We start from the raw sequence: 14,134 nt of genomic DNA on the forward strand, positions 1-14,134 counted from the left end.
TGATATCACTCAGTAATAGAAAGGAGTTCACACTATGAAGTTATTAGGAATTTCAGGCACCATTATTGGAGCAAAAACAAGTATAGTTGTTCAAAAGGTACTAGAGGAAGTAAAGAAACATCATCCTCACGTTGAAGTAGAATTGCTTGATTTAAGAGATTATGATGTGCAGTTCTGTGATGGACGAAATCCTTCAAACTATACAGGAGACACAAAAAAAGTTCTCGATATTGTTAATTCTGCTGACTTCTATATTATCGGAACACCGATATTCCAGGGGTCTTTATCAGGGCCACTCAAAAATTTGTTTGATTTAATCAATCCAAAGGATATTCGCAACAAAGTAATGGGTTTTGTCGCAACAGGAGGTACATACCAGCATTACCTAGTTATCGAAAATCAATTAAAACCGATCGCAGGATTTTTACGAGCCTTTGTTGCACCTGGCTATGTATATGTCAATAACGATCATTTTAATAAAGAAAATGAACTTATCGATGCAGAGGTGCTGACTAGAATTACTGCTTTAGCCAAAGAAGTGGTCTTTATGCAGGAGGCATTAAAATCAGCAAAGGAAGAATTTGCAACAGTAAATGGATAAGTATATGTATTAAAATTTGAGAGGAGAATATTTCAATGACAAACTCTTTAAAACCAATTAACCTGTGGGGATTTATAAACGAAAATAAGGATTCTCTTAAGCCGCCTGTAAATAATAAAGTTGTTTGGAAGGATTCTGAACTAATGTTTATGGTGCTCGGTGGTCCAAATAAACGACGTGATTTTCATGTGGACCCATCTGAAGAGATTTTTTATCAATTAAAAGGTGCTTGCTACGTTGAAATTATTAATGCAGAAGGTAAAAGAGAAGTAATTACCGTGAAAGAAGGAGAAGTATTTCATCTCCCACCAAATGTTCCCCACTCTCCACACCGTGTCGCTGATACAATCGGGATTGTTATTGAACGTGACAGAGCAGATGGGGAATTAGAGGATTTTGTTTGGTTCTGTGATAAATGTGATCATGAAATGCACCGCGTTACCGTCCAATTAACGAATATTGAAGTGCAGGTAAAAGAAGCAATTCATGGATTTAACAGTAATTTAGAACTTCGCACTTGTAAGAACTGTGGACATATTATGCCTGAAGAAGCGAGTGAATGGAAATGCGAGTAGATTTTCATACACATATCATCCCTGAAAATTTCCCTGATTTTGCGGCGAAATTCCAAAATGATAAGTGGCCGGTCCTAAAGCCTACATGCTCATGCGGTGCCAATATCATGGTATCCGGAAAAGTGTTCCGTGAAGTGACCGACCAAGTTTGGAGTCCAGAAAAAAGGATTCACGATATGGATGTAGAAAATGTAGATGTACAAGTTTTATCGCCAATTCCCGTTACGTTCTCCTATTGGGCACCTATAGAAGAAGCCGTAGCTATGGCTAGATTTCAAAATGACTTCATTGCTGAAACTGTAGCTAAACATCCAACCAAGTTTATTGGTCTAGGGACGGTTCCTCTGCAAAATGTCGAAGAAGCGATTCTTGAACTAGACCGCTGTATACATCAACTTGGCTTAAAAGGGGTTGAGATTGGCACAAATATAAATGGCAAAAATTTAGACGATGAATCGTTAATTGATTTCTTTGCGATGTGTGAGAAATGGAATGTCCCTATATTTATCCATCCATGGGAAACACTGGGCGGAGACCGTTTTTCCTCACATAACTTAATGTATACGGTTGGAATGCCAAGTGAAACAGCACTAGCTGCTGCCAGTTTAATCCTAGGTGGTGTTATCGAGAAATTTCCAGGACTAAAAATTTGTTTTTCTCATGGCGGGGGGTCACTTCCTTACATTCTCCCAAGACTTGATCATGGTTGGAATGTGTGGCCGCATCTACAGCTTACAGAAAATCCGCCAAGCTTTTATGCCAAGAAATTTTTCTATGATTCAATCGTAAATAACCCTGTTAATATCAAATTTTTAGTCGAAAAATTTGGTGCTGAACAAGTCATCATGGGGTCTGATTATCCATTTTTACTGCGAGAAACTCCACCTGGAAGGATTATTGATGACACACTCACCCTAAGTGAAGAACAGAAACGGGCGATGCTTGGTGAAAATGCACTTAGATTTTTAAATTTACCAGTTAATCAACTAATATAACCAGAAAGAAGGATGAAAAAATGACAGACAAAGTGATGACTCCAGAAGAAAGATTAGAGGAACTAGGAATAAAGCTGCCGGCTCTCCGCCCTGCATCAGGTAATTATGTTAGCTGTGTACGGACAGGGAATCTAATTTTCACATCAGGTCAGGGTACTGATGAATACCGAGGAAAACTTGGTGACGATGTATCGATAGAAGTAGGCTACCAAGCGGCAAGACAATGTATGCTTAATCTATTAGCAGTAATCAAGAATGAACTTGGCGACCTTAGCAAAGTGAAACGGATTGTCAAAATCCTGGGTATGGTCAACAGCACTACTGATTTTAAAGACCATCCAAAAGTAATGAATGGATCATCCGATTTGTTGGTGGAAGTGTTTGGTGAAAAGGGAAGGCATGCGAGATCAGCAATAGGTATGGCACAACTGCCACACAATAATGCAGTCGAGGTCGAGATGATTGTAGAAGTTTGGGAAGGTGAAATTGGTGAGTAAGGTCATAGAAAAACAAATACAAATTAACAATGCCAAGTTATTTATCAATGGAGAATATGTAAGCGCTATTTCAGGGGAAACTTTTGACACACTTAATCCAGCCACAAATCAAAAATTAGCCGAAGTTGCTAGTGCTAGTGAGCAAGATGTTGAAAGAGCAATACAGATTGCCAAGCGCACCTATGATAGTGGTATTTGGAGTAAAATGCCAGTTGAAGAAAGAGCAAAGATTCTTTGCCGAATGGCGGATCTTGTTATGGAACGAGTCGGGGAATTAGCATTAATTGAAACATTGGATGTAGGGAAGCCGATAAGAGAAAGCAGAGATTTTGATATCCCTCGCGCAGCGTCAAACTTAAGATTCTTTGCAGAAATGGCAAAATACATGAATCATGAGCATTACGAACAATCCAAGCATATGAGCTATACCAAATACGCTCCAGCCGGTGTCACAAGCTTAATCATTCCATGGAATTTACCATTCATGCAAATGACATGGAAAGCTTCCGCTGCGTTAGCGGCTGGTAATACCGTGATTGTTAAACCAGCATCCTATACGCCACTAAGTGCAGTCATGTTAGGTGAAATTGCCAACGAAGCAGGATTACCACCGGGCGTGTTGAATATACTGACAGGTCCAGGTGGAACAGTGGGAACGGCAATGACCACTCATCCATACGTTCGCAGAATTTCCTTTGTCGGGGAAAGTTCTACTGGTAAAACGGTAATGAGAAATGCAGCATCACAACTAATTCCCGTATCATTAGAATTGGGCGGCAAATCTGCCAATATCGTCTTTGAGGATGCAGACTTAGATGAAGCGGTAGCGGGCTCCATAGAAGCGATTTTTAGAAATCAAGGGGAAATCTGTTTAGCTGGTTCTCGATTACTAGTGCAAGAATCGGTTTATGATAAATTCCTTGAAAAATTTGTTGCAGCAGCAAAGAACATTAGAGTGGGCGATCCATTGGATGAAAAGACCGATATGGGCGCACTGATTTCTAAAGGTCATTTAGAAACTGTTGATAATTATGTCCAAATTGGACTTTCTGAAGGGGCGAAACTTGCTGTAGGCGGTAAGCGTGTGGCTGGATTGTCAGAAGGGAACTTTTACGAGCCAACCGTGCTCTATGATGTAAATAACAAAATGAGAGTCGCACAGGAAGAAATCTTTGGCCCAGTATTAGTCGTCATTCCATTTAAAACGGAAGAAGAAGCGATTCAAATTGCTAACGATTCGATTTATGGTTTAGCGGGTGTCGTTTGGTCAAATGATTTAAGACGTGCTCATCGGGTAGCCTCTCAAATCGAATCAGGCTTATTCTGGATCAATTGCTGGTATTATCGTGATTTAAGAACACCATTTGGTGGTTCAAAGGCGAGCGGAATTGGTCGTGAAGGCGGTCGTCATAGTTTTGAATTTTACACAGAGGCCAAAACAATTACAATGAAATTATAAAATAAAGTAAAAGGTGGCTTGAAGGCCACTTTTTAACTATGAATATTGAAAAGGAAGGTGGAGGAGGAAATGGAAATATTAGTAGAGGTAATTGCGAATGAATTAATCAATGCAGAAAGTCATCAATATTCTGTCTCACCACTAACGGAGCGCTATTCGGAACTAACTGTAGGCGATGCCTATCAAATTCAACTCGCAGTCATCGATAAAAAGTTAATAGAAGGACATAAAGTAATTGGGAAAAAGGTTGGGCTAACCAGTATTGCAATGCAGCAAATGCTGGGCGTGGATGAGCCTGATTACGGCCACCTGTTAGATACTATGAAAATAGCAGATGAAGCAACAGTGAAAATTGCTGATTTTATCAGCCCGAAGGTTGAAGCAGAAATTGGTTTTATTTTGGAACATGACTTGGTTGGTCCAAATGTGAATTATCTAGATGTGTTAATGGCTACCAAATATGTAGTTCCTACCATCGAAATTATTGACAGTCGTATTTCTGACTGGAAAATTAAATTGGTTGATACGGTAGCAGATAATGGCTCGTCTGCGAGAGTAGTAGTTGGGAAAAAAATGAGTCCTATAGAAGGCATTGATTTGCGAACCCAAGGAATGGTACTTTATAAAAATGATGTGCTTATGGCTACAGGATCAGGAGCGGCCGCTCTTGGACACCCCGCACAAGCAGTCGCATGGTTAGCCAATAAATTACATGAATTTGGGATTACTCTTAAAGCAGGTGAGTTAATTCTTCCTGGTGCACTTTCTGGTGCCATTGCAGTAAACCAAGGTGACATGATTGGTGCAGATTTTGGTCCATTAGGAACTGTATCTGTAACATTTGAGTAAGTGAGTTTTTCTCGAATAAAAATATTAAAAGTGGAGGTACCATTATGTCGCTGTTGCAAGGAACAGAACAAGAAATCGTAAACTACCTATTAGCTGCAGAAAAGAACAAGCTGGAAGTCGAAAAAATTACCACTAGTTATCCGACACTATCATTTGAGCAAGCCTATGAAATACAACAAAAATTAATTGAGCAAAAAGAACAGAAGGGGCTTCGCCGAATTGGTGTAAAACTAGGTTTAACAAGTAAGGCAAAGCAGGAGATGATGGGTGTCCATGAAGCTATCTACGGTTATTTAATGGATGATATGCTTGTACCTGAATGGGAACCCGTTCCATTTAGCAGTTTTATTCATCCTAAGGCAGAACCCGAAATTGCTTTCTTGATTAATGAAGATATCCAAGGAACTAGTGTTACAACTGAGGATATTCTAAAGGTGACGAAATATGTCGCACCAGCAATCGAGATTATTGATAGCCGTTATTTAGATTTCAAGTTTACACTAGTAGATGTCATTGCGGATAACTGTTCTTCCGCAAAATTTATTGTAGGCAGCAAATGGGTATCGCCGGATGCTTTAAACCTGAAAGAAATTGGTGTGTATATGTCTAAGAATTCACAGGTTGCAACAACGGGAAGCAGTGCTGCTGTATTAGGAGATCCAGCTGCTGCCGTTGCTTGGGCTGTAAATAAGCTCGGCGAAACTGATCGGGGATTAAAGAAAGGTGATATCATTCTTAGTGGTGCTATTACAGAAGCAATTAGCTTTCAACCAGGTGATACCATTTTGGCACAATTTGCGGAACTAGGCAGTGTTTCTTTTACTAGCAAATAATCAGACTGCTTCATAATTTATATAACATGGTGTGGAAGATTGGAGGAGATACATATGCATATAACTTTAGAATATGCAAAACAATTAGACAGAGAAGATAGCCTTAATAGATTTAGAGAAGAATTTTACATAAAACCGAATTCCATCTATATGGATGGGAATTCATTGGGCCTTTTATCGAAAAGAGCAGAGCGGACGCTGTTGGAGTCATTAAATGATTGGAAAGAGCATGGGATTGACGGCTGGACAAATGGGAAACACCCTTGGTTTTTTTTATCGGAAAAACTAGGAGAGATGCTTGCTCCATTAGTAGGTGCTTCAGCTAATGAAGTAATTGTAACAGGTTCCACAACGGTCAATTTGCATCAGTTAGTTGCTACTTTTTATAAGCCAGAAGGTACAAGGACAAAAATTTTGGCTGATGAATTAACTTTTCCTTCAGATATCTATGCACTGCAAAGCCAACTTCGCATTCATGGGTTGGATCCAGAGACACATCTTGTACGTGTAAAAAGCCGTGATGGACGCTTTTTAGAGGAAGAAGATATTATTAATGCAATGACAGATGAGATTGCACTGATCATTTTGCCGACAGTCCTATATCGAAGCGGCCAAATATTAGATATGAAACGTCTAACAGCAGAGGCCAATAAGAGAGGAATACTAATTGGTTTTGATGGGTGTCATTCGATTGGAGCGATTCCGCATTCGTTTAGTGAATGGGGGGTTGATTTTGCCTATTGGTGCAATTACAAACATTTAAATGGCGGTCCTGGAAGTGTGGGCGGTTTATATGTGAATTCTAAACATTTTGGTACAGCCCCAGGTTTGGCTGGCTGGTTCGGTTCGAAAAAAGAGAAACAATTTGATATGGAGCACACACTAACACCGGCTGATTCCGCAGGAGCCTATCAAATTGGGACACCACATGTATTGAGTCTTGCTCCGTTACTAGGCGCATTGGAGATTTTTGCAGAAGCAGGAATTGAAAATATTCGTGCTAAGTCATTAAAGATTAATCAATTATTAATGGACCTACTGGATCAAGAGGCAGCAGGCATGGGATTTACAATTGGAAACCCAGTTGAGGATTTCCGCCGTGGGGGTCATGTAAGCTTAGAGCATATAGAGGCAGCACGAATTTGTAAAGCGTTGAAAGAAAATGGGATCATTCCAGATTTCCGTGCTCCAAACATCATTCGTCTTGCTCCTGTCGCGCTTTATACCTCATATACGGATGTTTGGGAAGTTGTCCAGATTCTTAAGAAGATTATGAATGAAAAGCAATATGAAAAGTTTAAAAATGAACGTGAAGTCGTTGCTTAACTAAAGGGTCGAGGAGGAAATATATGGCGAATAATAATTTTAATAACGGAAATGGATCAGGATTAAAGCGTGAATTAAAAACCAGTCAACTGACTATGATTGCGATGGGTTGTGCGATTGGAACAGGTCTTTTCCTTGGCAGCGGTCTTGCAATCAGTACTGCTGGCCCAAGTGTATTAATCAGTTACGCGATTGGTGCCTTCATTGTCTTACTTTTAATGGGATGTTTATCAGAAATGACGGTGGCCCATCCAACTTCAGGGTCGTTTGGAACCATATCTGAGAAGTATATAAGCCCGTTCGCAGGTTATCTGGTCCGCTATTCGTATTGGATTGCAAATGTTCTTGCTGTTGGAGTAGAAGTAAGTGCCATTGCAGTATATATGAAATATTGGTTTCCAGGTGTCCCTGGGTTTGTCTGGATTTTATTGTTCGCCGCTGTCCTAATTTATGTAAATGCAACAAGTGTCAATACTTTTGCAACATTTGAATATTGGTTTTCTATGATCAAAATTAGTGCCATCGTTGGATTCATTCTCCTTGGAGCATATGTTTTCATAGGAGGGTCGGCTAAGCCGGAAATGGGACCTGAGAACTTCGTTAATGAAGGTGGTTTCTTACCGTTCGGCATGTGGGGAATGTGGGTCGCTATCTTTATTTCTCTATTTAGCTTTTTAGGTACGGAATTGATCGCCGTTACTGCTGGAGAAGCCAAGGATCCAGATGTTGCGGTACCAAAAGCTTTGAAAGCAACCGTCTTCCGTTTATCGACATTTTATATTATTACTATTGGCATTATGTTAATGATTGTTCCGTGGAAATCAGCTGGAGTTGAAGAAAGTCCGTTTGTTAAAGTGATGGAACTTTTAAATATTCCGGGTGCAAGTGGAATTATGAATTTTATTATTTTAACCGCTGCATTGTCAGCAATGAACAGTCAGCTTTATGCTTCTACGCGAATGATGTTTTCATTATCACGGGGAAATTATGCACCAGCCTTTTTAGGTAAATTAAGCAAAAAAGGAGTACCGTTAAGTGCTCTTACCGTTTCTACTTTGGGAATATTTCTTGCTGCAGCAGTCAATGCCTTATTACCTGACTCGTCATATGCCTTTATGATGGGAATATCTATGTTTGGTGCCATTTTTACATGGTTTATGGTGTTTGTTTCTCATTTATTTTTCAGAAGAAAGTGGGAAAAATCAGGAGGACGGAAATTGCCAGTTAAAATGCCAGGATTTCCTTATTTGACGCTTTTAGGAGCAATTCTTCTGCTCAGTTTAATGATCACCACATGGTTTACAGGTTTTAAAATCATGCTTCAATTCGGTGTTCCATGGTTATTATTTTTAACGGCAGCCTATTTTATTTTTAAAAGAAGAATCAACCCTAAAAAGAATGAGTCTGAAGCAATTTTAAACAAAAAGGTAAATTAATTCCTAAAAATATAACTACATTAGAATGATGGAGGACTAATACCATGAACTCACAAGAAAAAAACACGAACAACGGTCTAGAGAAAACGATTCAAACTGATTTTCAAAAATCTATGTCTTACGGAGATTATCTTCAACTTGATAAGATCTTAACTAGTCAGCATCGGGTATCTGATCACCATGATGAAATGTTATTTATTGTTATCCATCAAGCTAGTGAATTATGGATGAAATTAATCATTCATGAATTGACAGCCGCAATTGAATATATACAAAACAATGATTTAGAACCGTCATTCAAGATCCTGTCACGTGTTTCGAGGATACAGCAGCAATTGATTCAGTCATGGAGTGTTCTTTCGACGCTGACACCTTCAGAATACTTGGAGTTTAGGGATAAATTGGGTCAATCATCAGGATTCCAATCTTATCAGAATCGTTTGATTGAATTTGCTTTAGGAAACAAAAATGCTCATACACTAGCAGTCTATCAACATCAAACAGAGCTATATGAAAAAATGCAAGCGGCCCTGCATCAGCCAAGTATTTATGATGCTGCGATAAATGCCCTAGTTGCACGTGGACTACCTATTGACCATGAGGTTCGACATCGGGATTTGTCAAAAAACTATGAACCAAATGAGAGTGTAGAAGAAGCATGGCTAACTGTCTATCGGAATGTGGATCAATACTGGGACCTGTACGAATTGGCAGAGAAGTTAGTCGATATCGGCAACCAACAGCAATTATGGCGCTTTAATCATATGAGTACAGTAGAAAGAATCATTGGTCATAAGCAGGGGACTGGCGGGTCGTCTGGAGTGTCTTATTTAAAACGAGCACTAGACCAACAATTTTTCCCAGAGCTTTGGAGTTTAAGAACGAAGCTTTAAATTGAATAGCTTATAAGGTACAATTGGCCGCAAACCTTGTTATTAGGTTTGCGGTTTTTTTATTAGATTAATCGGTGTTTCTAGTTCCAGTCAGGAAGGAAAATTGGTTCAATAGTAACCATATAAAGCGTATGATGCCCGTGAAGGCAGAAAAAAGGGATCACCGGTAACTAGTAGAAGCCCTTGAAGAGGGAAAAACCTGGTTCAGTGGTAACTGGTGGAAATCTTAGAATCTACCTACTTAGGAAAAAGTAAAAGAAATGTTCTAGAAGGAACTTATTATACTTTCGATGGACATAGAAATATAAGATTACTTATTAATTTACCGCAGACCTTTGTATTTTACGAGGTATGCGGTTTTTTTGGTTTTAATATGATGGGGTACATATTACATAAATTAGTGTATTTTGGTAAATATAAAAGAATCTGAGGAAAGAGGAGGAAGAGAGAATACCTATGTGGAAAAAAGCTAGTCTAAAACCGCAAAAAAGCTCAGGGAATACTACTTCCTCCGATGACCTATTAAACAAAAATTTGATTGAGAATGTAGGACAAATTAAAGCGGATTTAGGCGATTGCTCCGATTTGATTGTTCGTATGATCAAGCATGAAGAAAATCCGTTTGCCTTTGCAGTCATTCATATTGATGGGATTTCAAATACACCTAAAATTGACGAGCATGTCATAGAACCTATATTATCAAACAAGTTTGATCCAGCTTCTAGAACAATAAAAGATGAATTACAACAGGTAATCGCAGTTACAAATATTAAGGAAAAAAACACATTTAAAGATATCCTCTCAGCGATTGTTTCTGGTGGCACAGTGATTTTAATAGATGGTGATACGAGTGCACTGATCCTTGATACTAAAGAAATTGAATCACGTGGAATTGTGGAACCAACCACACAAACTGTCATTCGCGGACCAAAAGACAGTTTTACAGAAAACCTTAGAACCAACACCTCACTCGTCAGATCCCGTATCCAAAGTCCCAATTTACGACTGGACTCGATGGTAATTGGTGATGTGACACAAACTGCAGTTGAAATCATGTACATCAAGGACATTGCAGACGAGTCAATTGTAAAAGAAGTGAAGAATCGTCTTGAGAAAATAAAAATAGACGGCATTATTGAATCAGCCTATATTGAAGGCTTTATTCAAGACGAACCAAAAACTCCCTTTCCAACGATTCAAAATACAGAGCGCCCGGATGCAGTGGTTGGAAATTTACTCGAAGGACGCGTGGCCATTTTTATGACTGGCACTCCTTACGTTCTGATTGTCCCAGTTACCTTTACCCAACTCTTCCAATCTCCAGAGGATTATTATCAGAATCAATATATAGGCAGTGTTTTAAGGATTTTACGGTTGGGGGCATTTTTCTTAGCCTTATATGCACCGGCTGTATATGTAGCGATGATTACACACCATCAGGCCCTTGTTCCTACTGTATTACTTGTCAGTATTGCTGCCCAACGAGAGGCTATTCCTTTTCCTGCCATTGTGGAAGCTTTTATCATGGAGATTACCTTTGAAGTTCTAAGAGAAGCAGGTATTAGAATGCCTAGAGCAGTTGGATCAGCTCTTTCGATTGTAGGAGCGCTTATCCTTGGACAAGCGGCTGTAGATGCAGGCTTTGTATCTGCAGCTATGGTTATTATCGTTTCTGTAACAGCCATCGCTAGTTTCGCACTGCCAAACTATAATCTTGGAATCGCTGCTCGCTCTCTTCGTTTTTTATTATTGATCGTTGCCTCATACGCCGGGCTATATGGTGTGTTAGCTGCTTCCCTTATTATAGGGATGCATTTGTGCTCGTTACGCTCATTTGGAGTTCCATATCTATCTCCTATAGCACCATTCAATCTAAAGGAGCAAAAGGACGTCCTATTTCGTTTTGCTTTACCAAACTTAATAAACAGACCAACGCCTGCAAAAAAAAATAATAAAGTAAGGATAGGGAAAAGGAATGAAGGAGAATAGAATGAGAACTAAAATATCGTTCTTGATTATATTCTTATTAGTCGGACTCACGGGATGTTCAAATTATACGGAATTAAATGAAATAGCGATTGTCCTCGGAATAGGGATTGATTATATCCCTGAAAAAGATGTGTACGAAGTCACCTACCAAGTAGTTAATCCAAGTGAAAATGCTGCAAGAGGGACGGGTTCCGGCGGTACGCCAGTAGTTAACTACCAAAGCAGAGGTAAAACACTTTCTGAAGCGGCTGGTAATGCCTCAAATATTTTTCCACGGAAAAATATTTATTCGCATATTCAGTTAGTTCTCATTGGTGAGAAACTGGCAAAAAAGGAGAGTTTGAACTTTATTTTTGATGTATTTGAGCGGGATGCAGGAGTACGTGTCAATGTACCTGTATTAATTACCCGTAATGCTGACATAAAAACGACAATGGATATACTTTCTTCTATTGATAAAATTCCTGTTCGGACACTTGTAAGCAAGGTAAAGAATGCCTCAAAAGTCCTAGGGGAATATGGTGAGATTAAAATTTACGATATTATTGAGAATTTAACTAACGCAGGTTCAGAACCAACAATAAGTGGGATATCCATAAAGGGTAATCCCAAAAATGGTGCTAGCAAGAAAAACATAGAAAGTATGCAAAAGACCTTCGTATTTCTCAATGGAATTGCTGTATTTAGAAAAGGGAAATTAGTTGGATGGATCGATGGAAAAAAGACAAAGTCGCTTCAAATTATCAAAAATAATATACAAAATAGCAGTTTGAGAATTCATTGTGACGAGAAGCGCTATAACAATTTACTCGTGAATCACTTGAAAAGTAAGTCAAAAGTTAATATGCAAAACAGTCAAGCAGTCATTACAATTCAGGTGAATGGTTTCGGTACTCTTTCTGAATTGCTATGTAACAAGGATATAAGTAAACGTGAAGTAATAAAAGAATACGAGCGTAAAAGTGAACTAGAACTGGAAAAAGAGATAAAGGATGGAATTATTGTGGCACAGAAGTTGGAGAGTGATGTGTTCGGCTTTGGGGAAATTTTACGCAACACTCATCCCGAAAAATGGAGGAAATCCAAGCAGCAATGGAATAAATTATTTTCACAAGCGAAGGTAAATGTCCAGGTGAATATGAATATTGAAGGGACAGGAATGCGAATTAAGCCTTATCCTTATTGATCTAGGAGGGAAAAGAGATGGAGAAAGTTAAGGTCAATGGGTTTCAGTTTTTTTGTGTCATCTTTTTATTTGAATTAGGAAGTGCAATTCTTGTGGGGATGGCTGGTGAAGCGAGGCAGGATGCTTGGATTACGATTCTATTTGGAATTGCTTCAGGCTGTATTCTTTATCTTATTTTCACAAAATTATATACGATGTATCCTACCTTACCAATGACCAGTTACCTTCAAAAAATTCTGGGGCGTTATTTAGGCTGGCTATTTGGGTTAATGTATGTAACATATTTTATTTACATCGCTTCTAGGGTTTTGCGCGATTTCGAGGAACTATTGGTAATTGCAGCATATCGACACGCAACACTATTGACACTTGGAATCATCATGATGGTTTGTGTAATGTATGCAGTTTTCAAAGGGATTGAAGTATTTATTCGCATATCGGAGCTTTGCCTTTTCATCATCGTGTTCATGCTTCTCCTGATTATATTATTTGAAATGGCTAGTGGAATAATAAAATTACATAATCTCCGTCCAATATTAGAACACGGTTGGCATCCAATAATTAAATCCTTTCCGACTACTATAACTTTCCCTTTCGGGGAAATGATTACGTTCACCATGCTTCTTCCATACTTAAATAAACAAGAAAAGGCTAAAAAAGCGGGTATAATAGCTATAGTTTTGAGTGGTTTATGCCTTCTATTATTTAGCCTTTTGAATATCGCCATTACCGGAGCCGATATTGCTTCCCGGTCTGCCTTTCCTATCCTAACGGCTGTAAGTTACATTAACATTGCTGAATTTGTTCAAAGGCTCGATACAGTGGTGATCATTAGTATGGTCCTATTAGGATTTGTCAAAATAACTGTTTTTTTCTTCTGTGCGTTTATTGGGACAATAGATTTGTTTAAGATCAAACAGCCAAAAAAATTAATCTATCCAATGGGAATCATTATTTTGATTAGCTCAGTCGTTATGGCACCAAATTATATAGCGCACATTAACGAAGGATTAAAAATTGTACCTTACTATTTGCATATTCCTATGCAAATAATAATCCCAGTATTTTTATTGATAATTGCCTTAATTAAAAGAAAGTTAAAGCCAGTATCTGCCTAATATTAAGCATTCTTCTTTTTATTATTACTAGATTTGTTGATCTTTGTAAAAACAAGTGGCAAGAGGGATAAAATAATCAGAATAACTTCTTCACCCGTCATCTTTTGTTTTATTTTTTTAAACAAATTTAACGTCTCATATATACTAAGACCTTGAAGCAAATCAATTATTATACTAACACCCATTACAAGGGAAAATAAAAGTAAGATTATAAATAACAATTTCTTCAAGCGTATCACCCCGAATTTTTTTCTTATTATTTGTATATATAGTAAGTTTAGCCCAAATTGTAATATCTTTAACAAAATTGTAATGTGGACATGCCCTTCCGACATAGGATACACGGATTAGTATTTATGTCGTATAGGAGGGGTTAG

At 38.4% G+C, this 14,134-nt stretch carries 14 protein-coding genes; 13 read left to right on the forward strand and 1 reads right to left on the reverse strand.

Annotation, left to right across the window (positions count from 1 at the left end):
• The first annotated feature begins 34 nt into the window (after nucleotides 1-34).
• The 13 genes from AC4QJR_RS10570 to AC4QJR_RS10630 all read left to right on the forward strand — a co-directional run bounded on the left by AC4QJR_RS10570 (nucleotide 35) and on the right by AC4QJR_RS10630 (nucleotide 13,757).
• Entirely contained in the window at nucleotides 35-601 is a 567-nt protein-coding gene (locus tag AC4QJR_RS10570) for an NADPH-dependent FMN reductase (RefSeq protein ID WP_496526126.1), read from the forward strand.
• Between the two features lie 35 nt (nucleotides 602-636).
• Nucleotides 637-1,176 (forward strand): 3-hydroxyanthranilate 3,4-dioxygenase, encoded by a 540-nt coding sequence (locus tag AC4QJR_RS10575; protein ID WP_496526127.1) that lies wholly within the window; start codon nucleotides 637-639, stop codon nucleotides 1,174-1,176.
• Nucleotides 1,161-2,171 carry an amidohydrolase family protein gene (locus tag AC4QJR_RS10580; protein WP_496526128.1) on the forward strand — a complete coding sequence of 337 codons (1,011 nt, stop codon included), beginning with the start codon at nucleotides 1,161-1,163 and terminating at the stop codon, nucleotides 2,169-2,171. Before AC4QJR_RS10575 ends, AC4QJR_RS10580 begins: the two co-directional genes overlap by 16 nt.
• Nucleotides 2,172-2,191: 20 nt before the next feature.
• On the forward strand, nucleotides 2,192-2,668 hold the full coding sequence (locus AC4QJR_RS10585) for a RidA family protein (protein WP_496526129.1): 477 nt from the start codon (nucleotides 2,192-2,194) through the stop codon (nucleotides 2,666-2,668).
• A complete protein-coding gene (locus AC4QJR_RS10590; RefSeq protein ID WP_496526130.1) occupies nucleotides 2,661-4,127 on the forward strand; it encodes an aldehyde dehydrogenase in 1,467 nt (488 codons plus the stop codon). Before AC4QJR_RS10585 ends, AC4QJR_RS10590 begins: the two co-directional genes overlap by 8 nt.
• A 69-nt stretch (nucleotides 4,128-4,196) precedes the next feature.
• A complete protein-coding gene (locus AC4QJR_RS10595) occupies nucleotides 4,197-4,976 on the forward strand; it encodes a 2-keto-4-pentenoate hydratase (protein WP_496526131.1) in 780 nt (259 codons plus the stop codon).
• 44 nt (nucleotides 4,977-5,020) lie between these two features.
• Nucleotides 5,021-5,809 (forward strand): 2-keto-4-pentenoate hydratase, encoded by a 789-nt coding sequence (locus tag AC4QJR_RS10600; RefSeq protein ID WP_496526132.1) that lies wholly within the window; start codon nucleotides 5,021-5,023, stop codon nucleotides 5,807-5,809.
• A gap of 54 nt (nucleotides 5,810-5,863) precedes the next feature.
• Nucleotides 5,864-7,135 (forward strand): kynureninase, encoded by a 1,272-nt coding sequence (gene kynU / locus AC4QJR_RS10605; protein WP_496526133.1) that lies wholly within the window; start codon nucleotides 5,864-5,866, stop codon nucleotides 7,133-7,135.
• A gap of 23 nt (nucleotides 7,136-7,158) precedes the next feature.
• Nucleotides 7,159-8,571, forward strand: coding sequence for an amino acid permease (locus AC4QJR_RS10610; protein ID WP_496526134.1), 1,413 nt, complete (start codon nucleotides 7,159-7,161; stop codon nucleotides 8,569-8,571).
• A 44-nt stretch (nucleotides 8,572-8,615) separates the two neighbouring features.
• Nucleotides 8,616-9,464 carry a tryptophan 2,3-dioxygenase gene (gene kynA, locus AC4QJR_RS10615; protein WP_496526135.1) on the forward strand — a complete coding sequence of 283 codons (849 nt, stop codon included), beginning with the start codon at nucleotides 8,616-8,618 and terminating at the stop codon, nucleotides 9,462-9,464.
• A 456-nt stretch (nucleotides 9,465-9,920) separates the two neighbouring features.
• Complete coding sequence (locus AC4QJR_RS10620; RefSeq protein ID WP_496526136.1) at nucleotides 9,921-11,453, forward strand: spore germination protein; 1,533 nt, start codon at nucleotides 9,921-9,923, stop codon at nucleotides 11,451-11,453.
• Between the two features lies 1 nt (nucleotide 11,454).
• Complete coding sequence (locus tag AC4QJR_RS10625) at nucleotides 11,455-12,639, forward strand: Ger(x)C family spore germination protein (protein ID WP_496526137.1); 1,185 nt, start codon at nucleotides 11,455-11,457, stop codon at nucleotides 12,637-12,639.
• Nucleotides 12,640-12,656: 17 nt separating this feature from the next.
• Nucleotides 12,657-13,757, forward strand: a complete 1,101-nt coding sequence (locus AC4QJR_RS10630) for a GerAB/ArcD/ProY family transporter (protein WP_496526138.1) — start codon at nucleotides 12,657-12,659, stop codon at nucleotides 13,755-13,757.
• A 2-nt stretch (nucleotides 13,758-13,759) separates the two neighbouring features.
• Here AC4QJR_RS10630 and AC4QJR_RS10635 read toward each other — a convergent pair whose 3' ends face one another.
• Nucleotides 13,760-14,092 carry a YczF family membrane protein gene (locus tag AC4QJR_RS10635; protein WP_496526139.1) on the reverse strand — a complete coding sequence of 111 codons (333 nt, stop codon included), beginning with the start codon at nucleotides 14,090-14,092 and terminating at the stop codon, nucleotides 13,760-13,762.
• Between the last annotated feature and the right edge of the window lie 42 nt (nucleotides 14,093-14,134).

Source organism: Neobacillus sp. BP17 (assembly GCF_059579525.1).

Excerpts from the sequence above, each read along its gene's own strand:
- AC4QJR_RS10570 (WP_496526126.1), top strand. The coding sequence starts at position 35 with ATGAAGTTATTAGGAATTTCAGGCACCATTATTGGAGCAAAAACAAGT.
- AC4QJR_RS10575 (WP_496526127.1), top strand. The coding sequence starts at position 637 with ATGACAAACTCTTTAAAACCAATTAACCTGTGGGGATTTATAAACGAA.
- AC4QJR_RS10580 (WP_496526128.1), top strand. The coding sequence starts at position 1,161 with ATGGAAATGCGAGTAGATTTTCATACACATATCATCCCTGAAAATTTC.
- AC4QJR_RS10585 (WP_496526129.1), top strand. The coding sequence starts at position 2,192 with ATGACAGACAAAGTGATGACTCCAGAAGAAAGATTAGAGGAACTAGGA.
- AC4QJR_RS10595 (WP_496526131.1), top strand. The coding sequence starts at position 4,197 with ATGGAAATATTAGTAGAGGTAATTGCGAATGAATTAATCAATGCAGAA.
- AC4QJR_RS10600 (WP_496526132.1), top strand. The coding sequence starts at position 5,021 with ATGTCGCTGTTGCAAGGAACAGAACAAGAAATCGTAAACTACCTATTA.
- kynU (WP_496526133.1), top strand. The coding sequence starts at position 5,864 with ATGCATATAACTTTAGAATATGCAAAACAATTAGACAGAGAAGATAGC.
- AC4QJR_RS10610 (WP_496526134.1), top strand. The coding sequence starts at position 7,159 with ATGGCGAATAATAATTTTAATAACGGAAATGGATCAGGATTAAAGCGT.
- kynA (WP_496526135.1), top strand. The coding sequence starts at position 8,616 with ATGAACTCACAAGAAAAAAACACGAACAACGGTCTAGAGAAAACGATT.
- AC4QJR_RS10620 (WP_496526136.1), top strand. The coding sequence starts at position 9,921 with ATGTGGAAAAAAGCTAGTCTAAAACCGCAAAAAAGCTCAGGGAATACT.
- AC4QJR_RS10625 (WP_496526137.1), top strand. The coding sequence starts at position 11,455 with ATGAGAACTAAAATATCGTTCTTGATTATATTCTTATTAGTCGGACTC.
- AC4QJR_RS10630 (WP_496526138.1), top strand. The coding sequence starts at position 12,657 with ATGGAGAAAGTTAAGGTCAATGGGTTTCAGTTTTTTTGTGTCATCTTT.
- AC4QJR_RS10635 (WP_496526139.1), bottom strand. The coding sequence starts at position 14,092 with ATGTCGGAAGGGCATGTCCACATTACAATTTTGTTAAAGATATTACAA.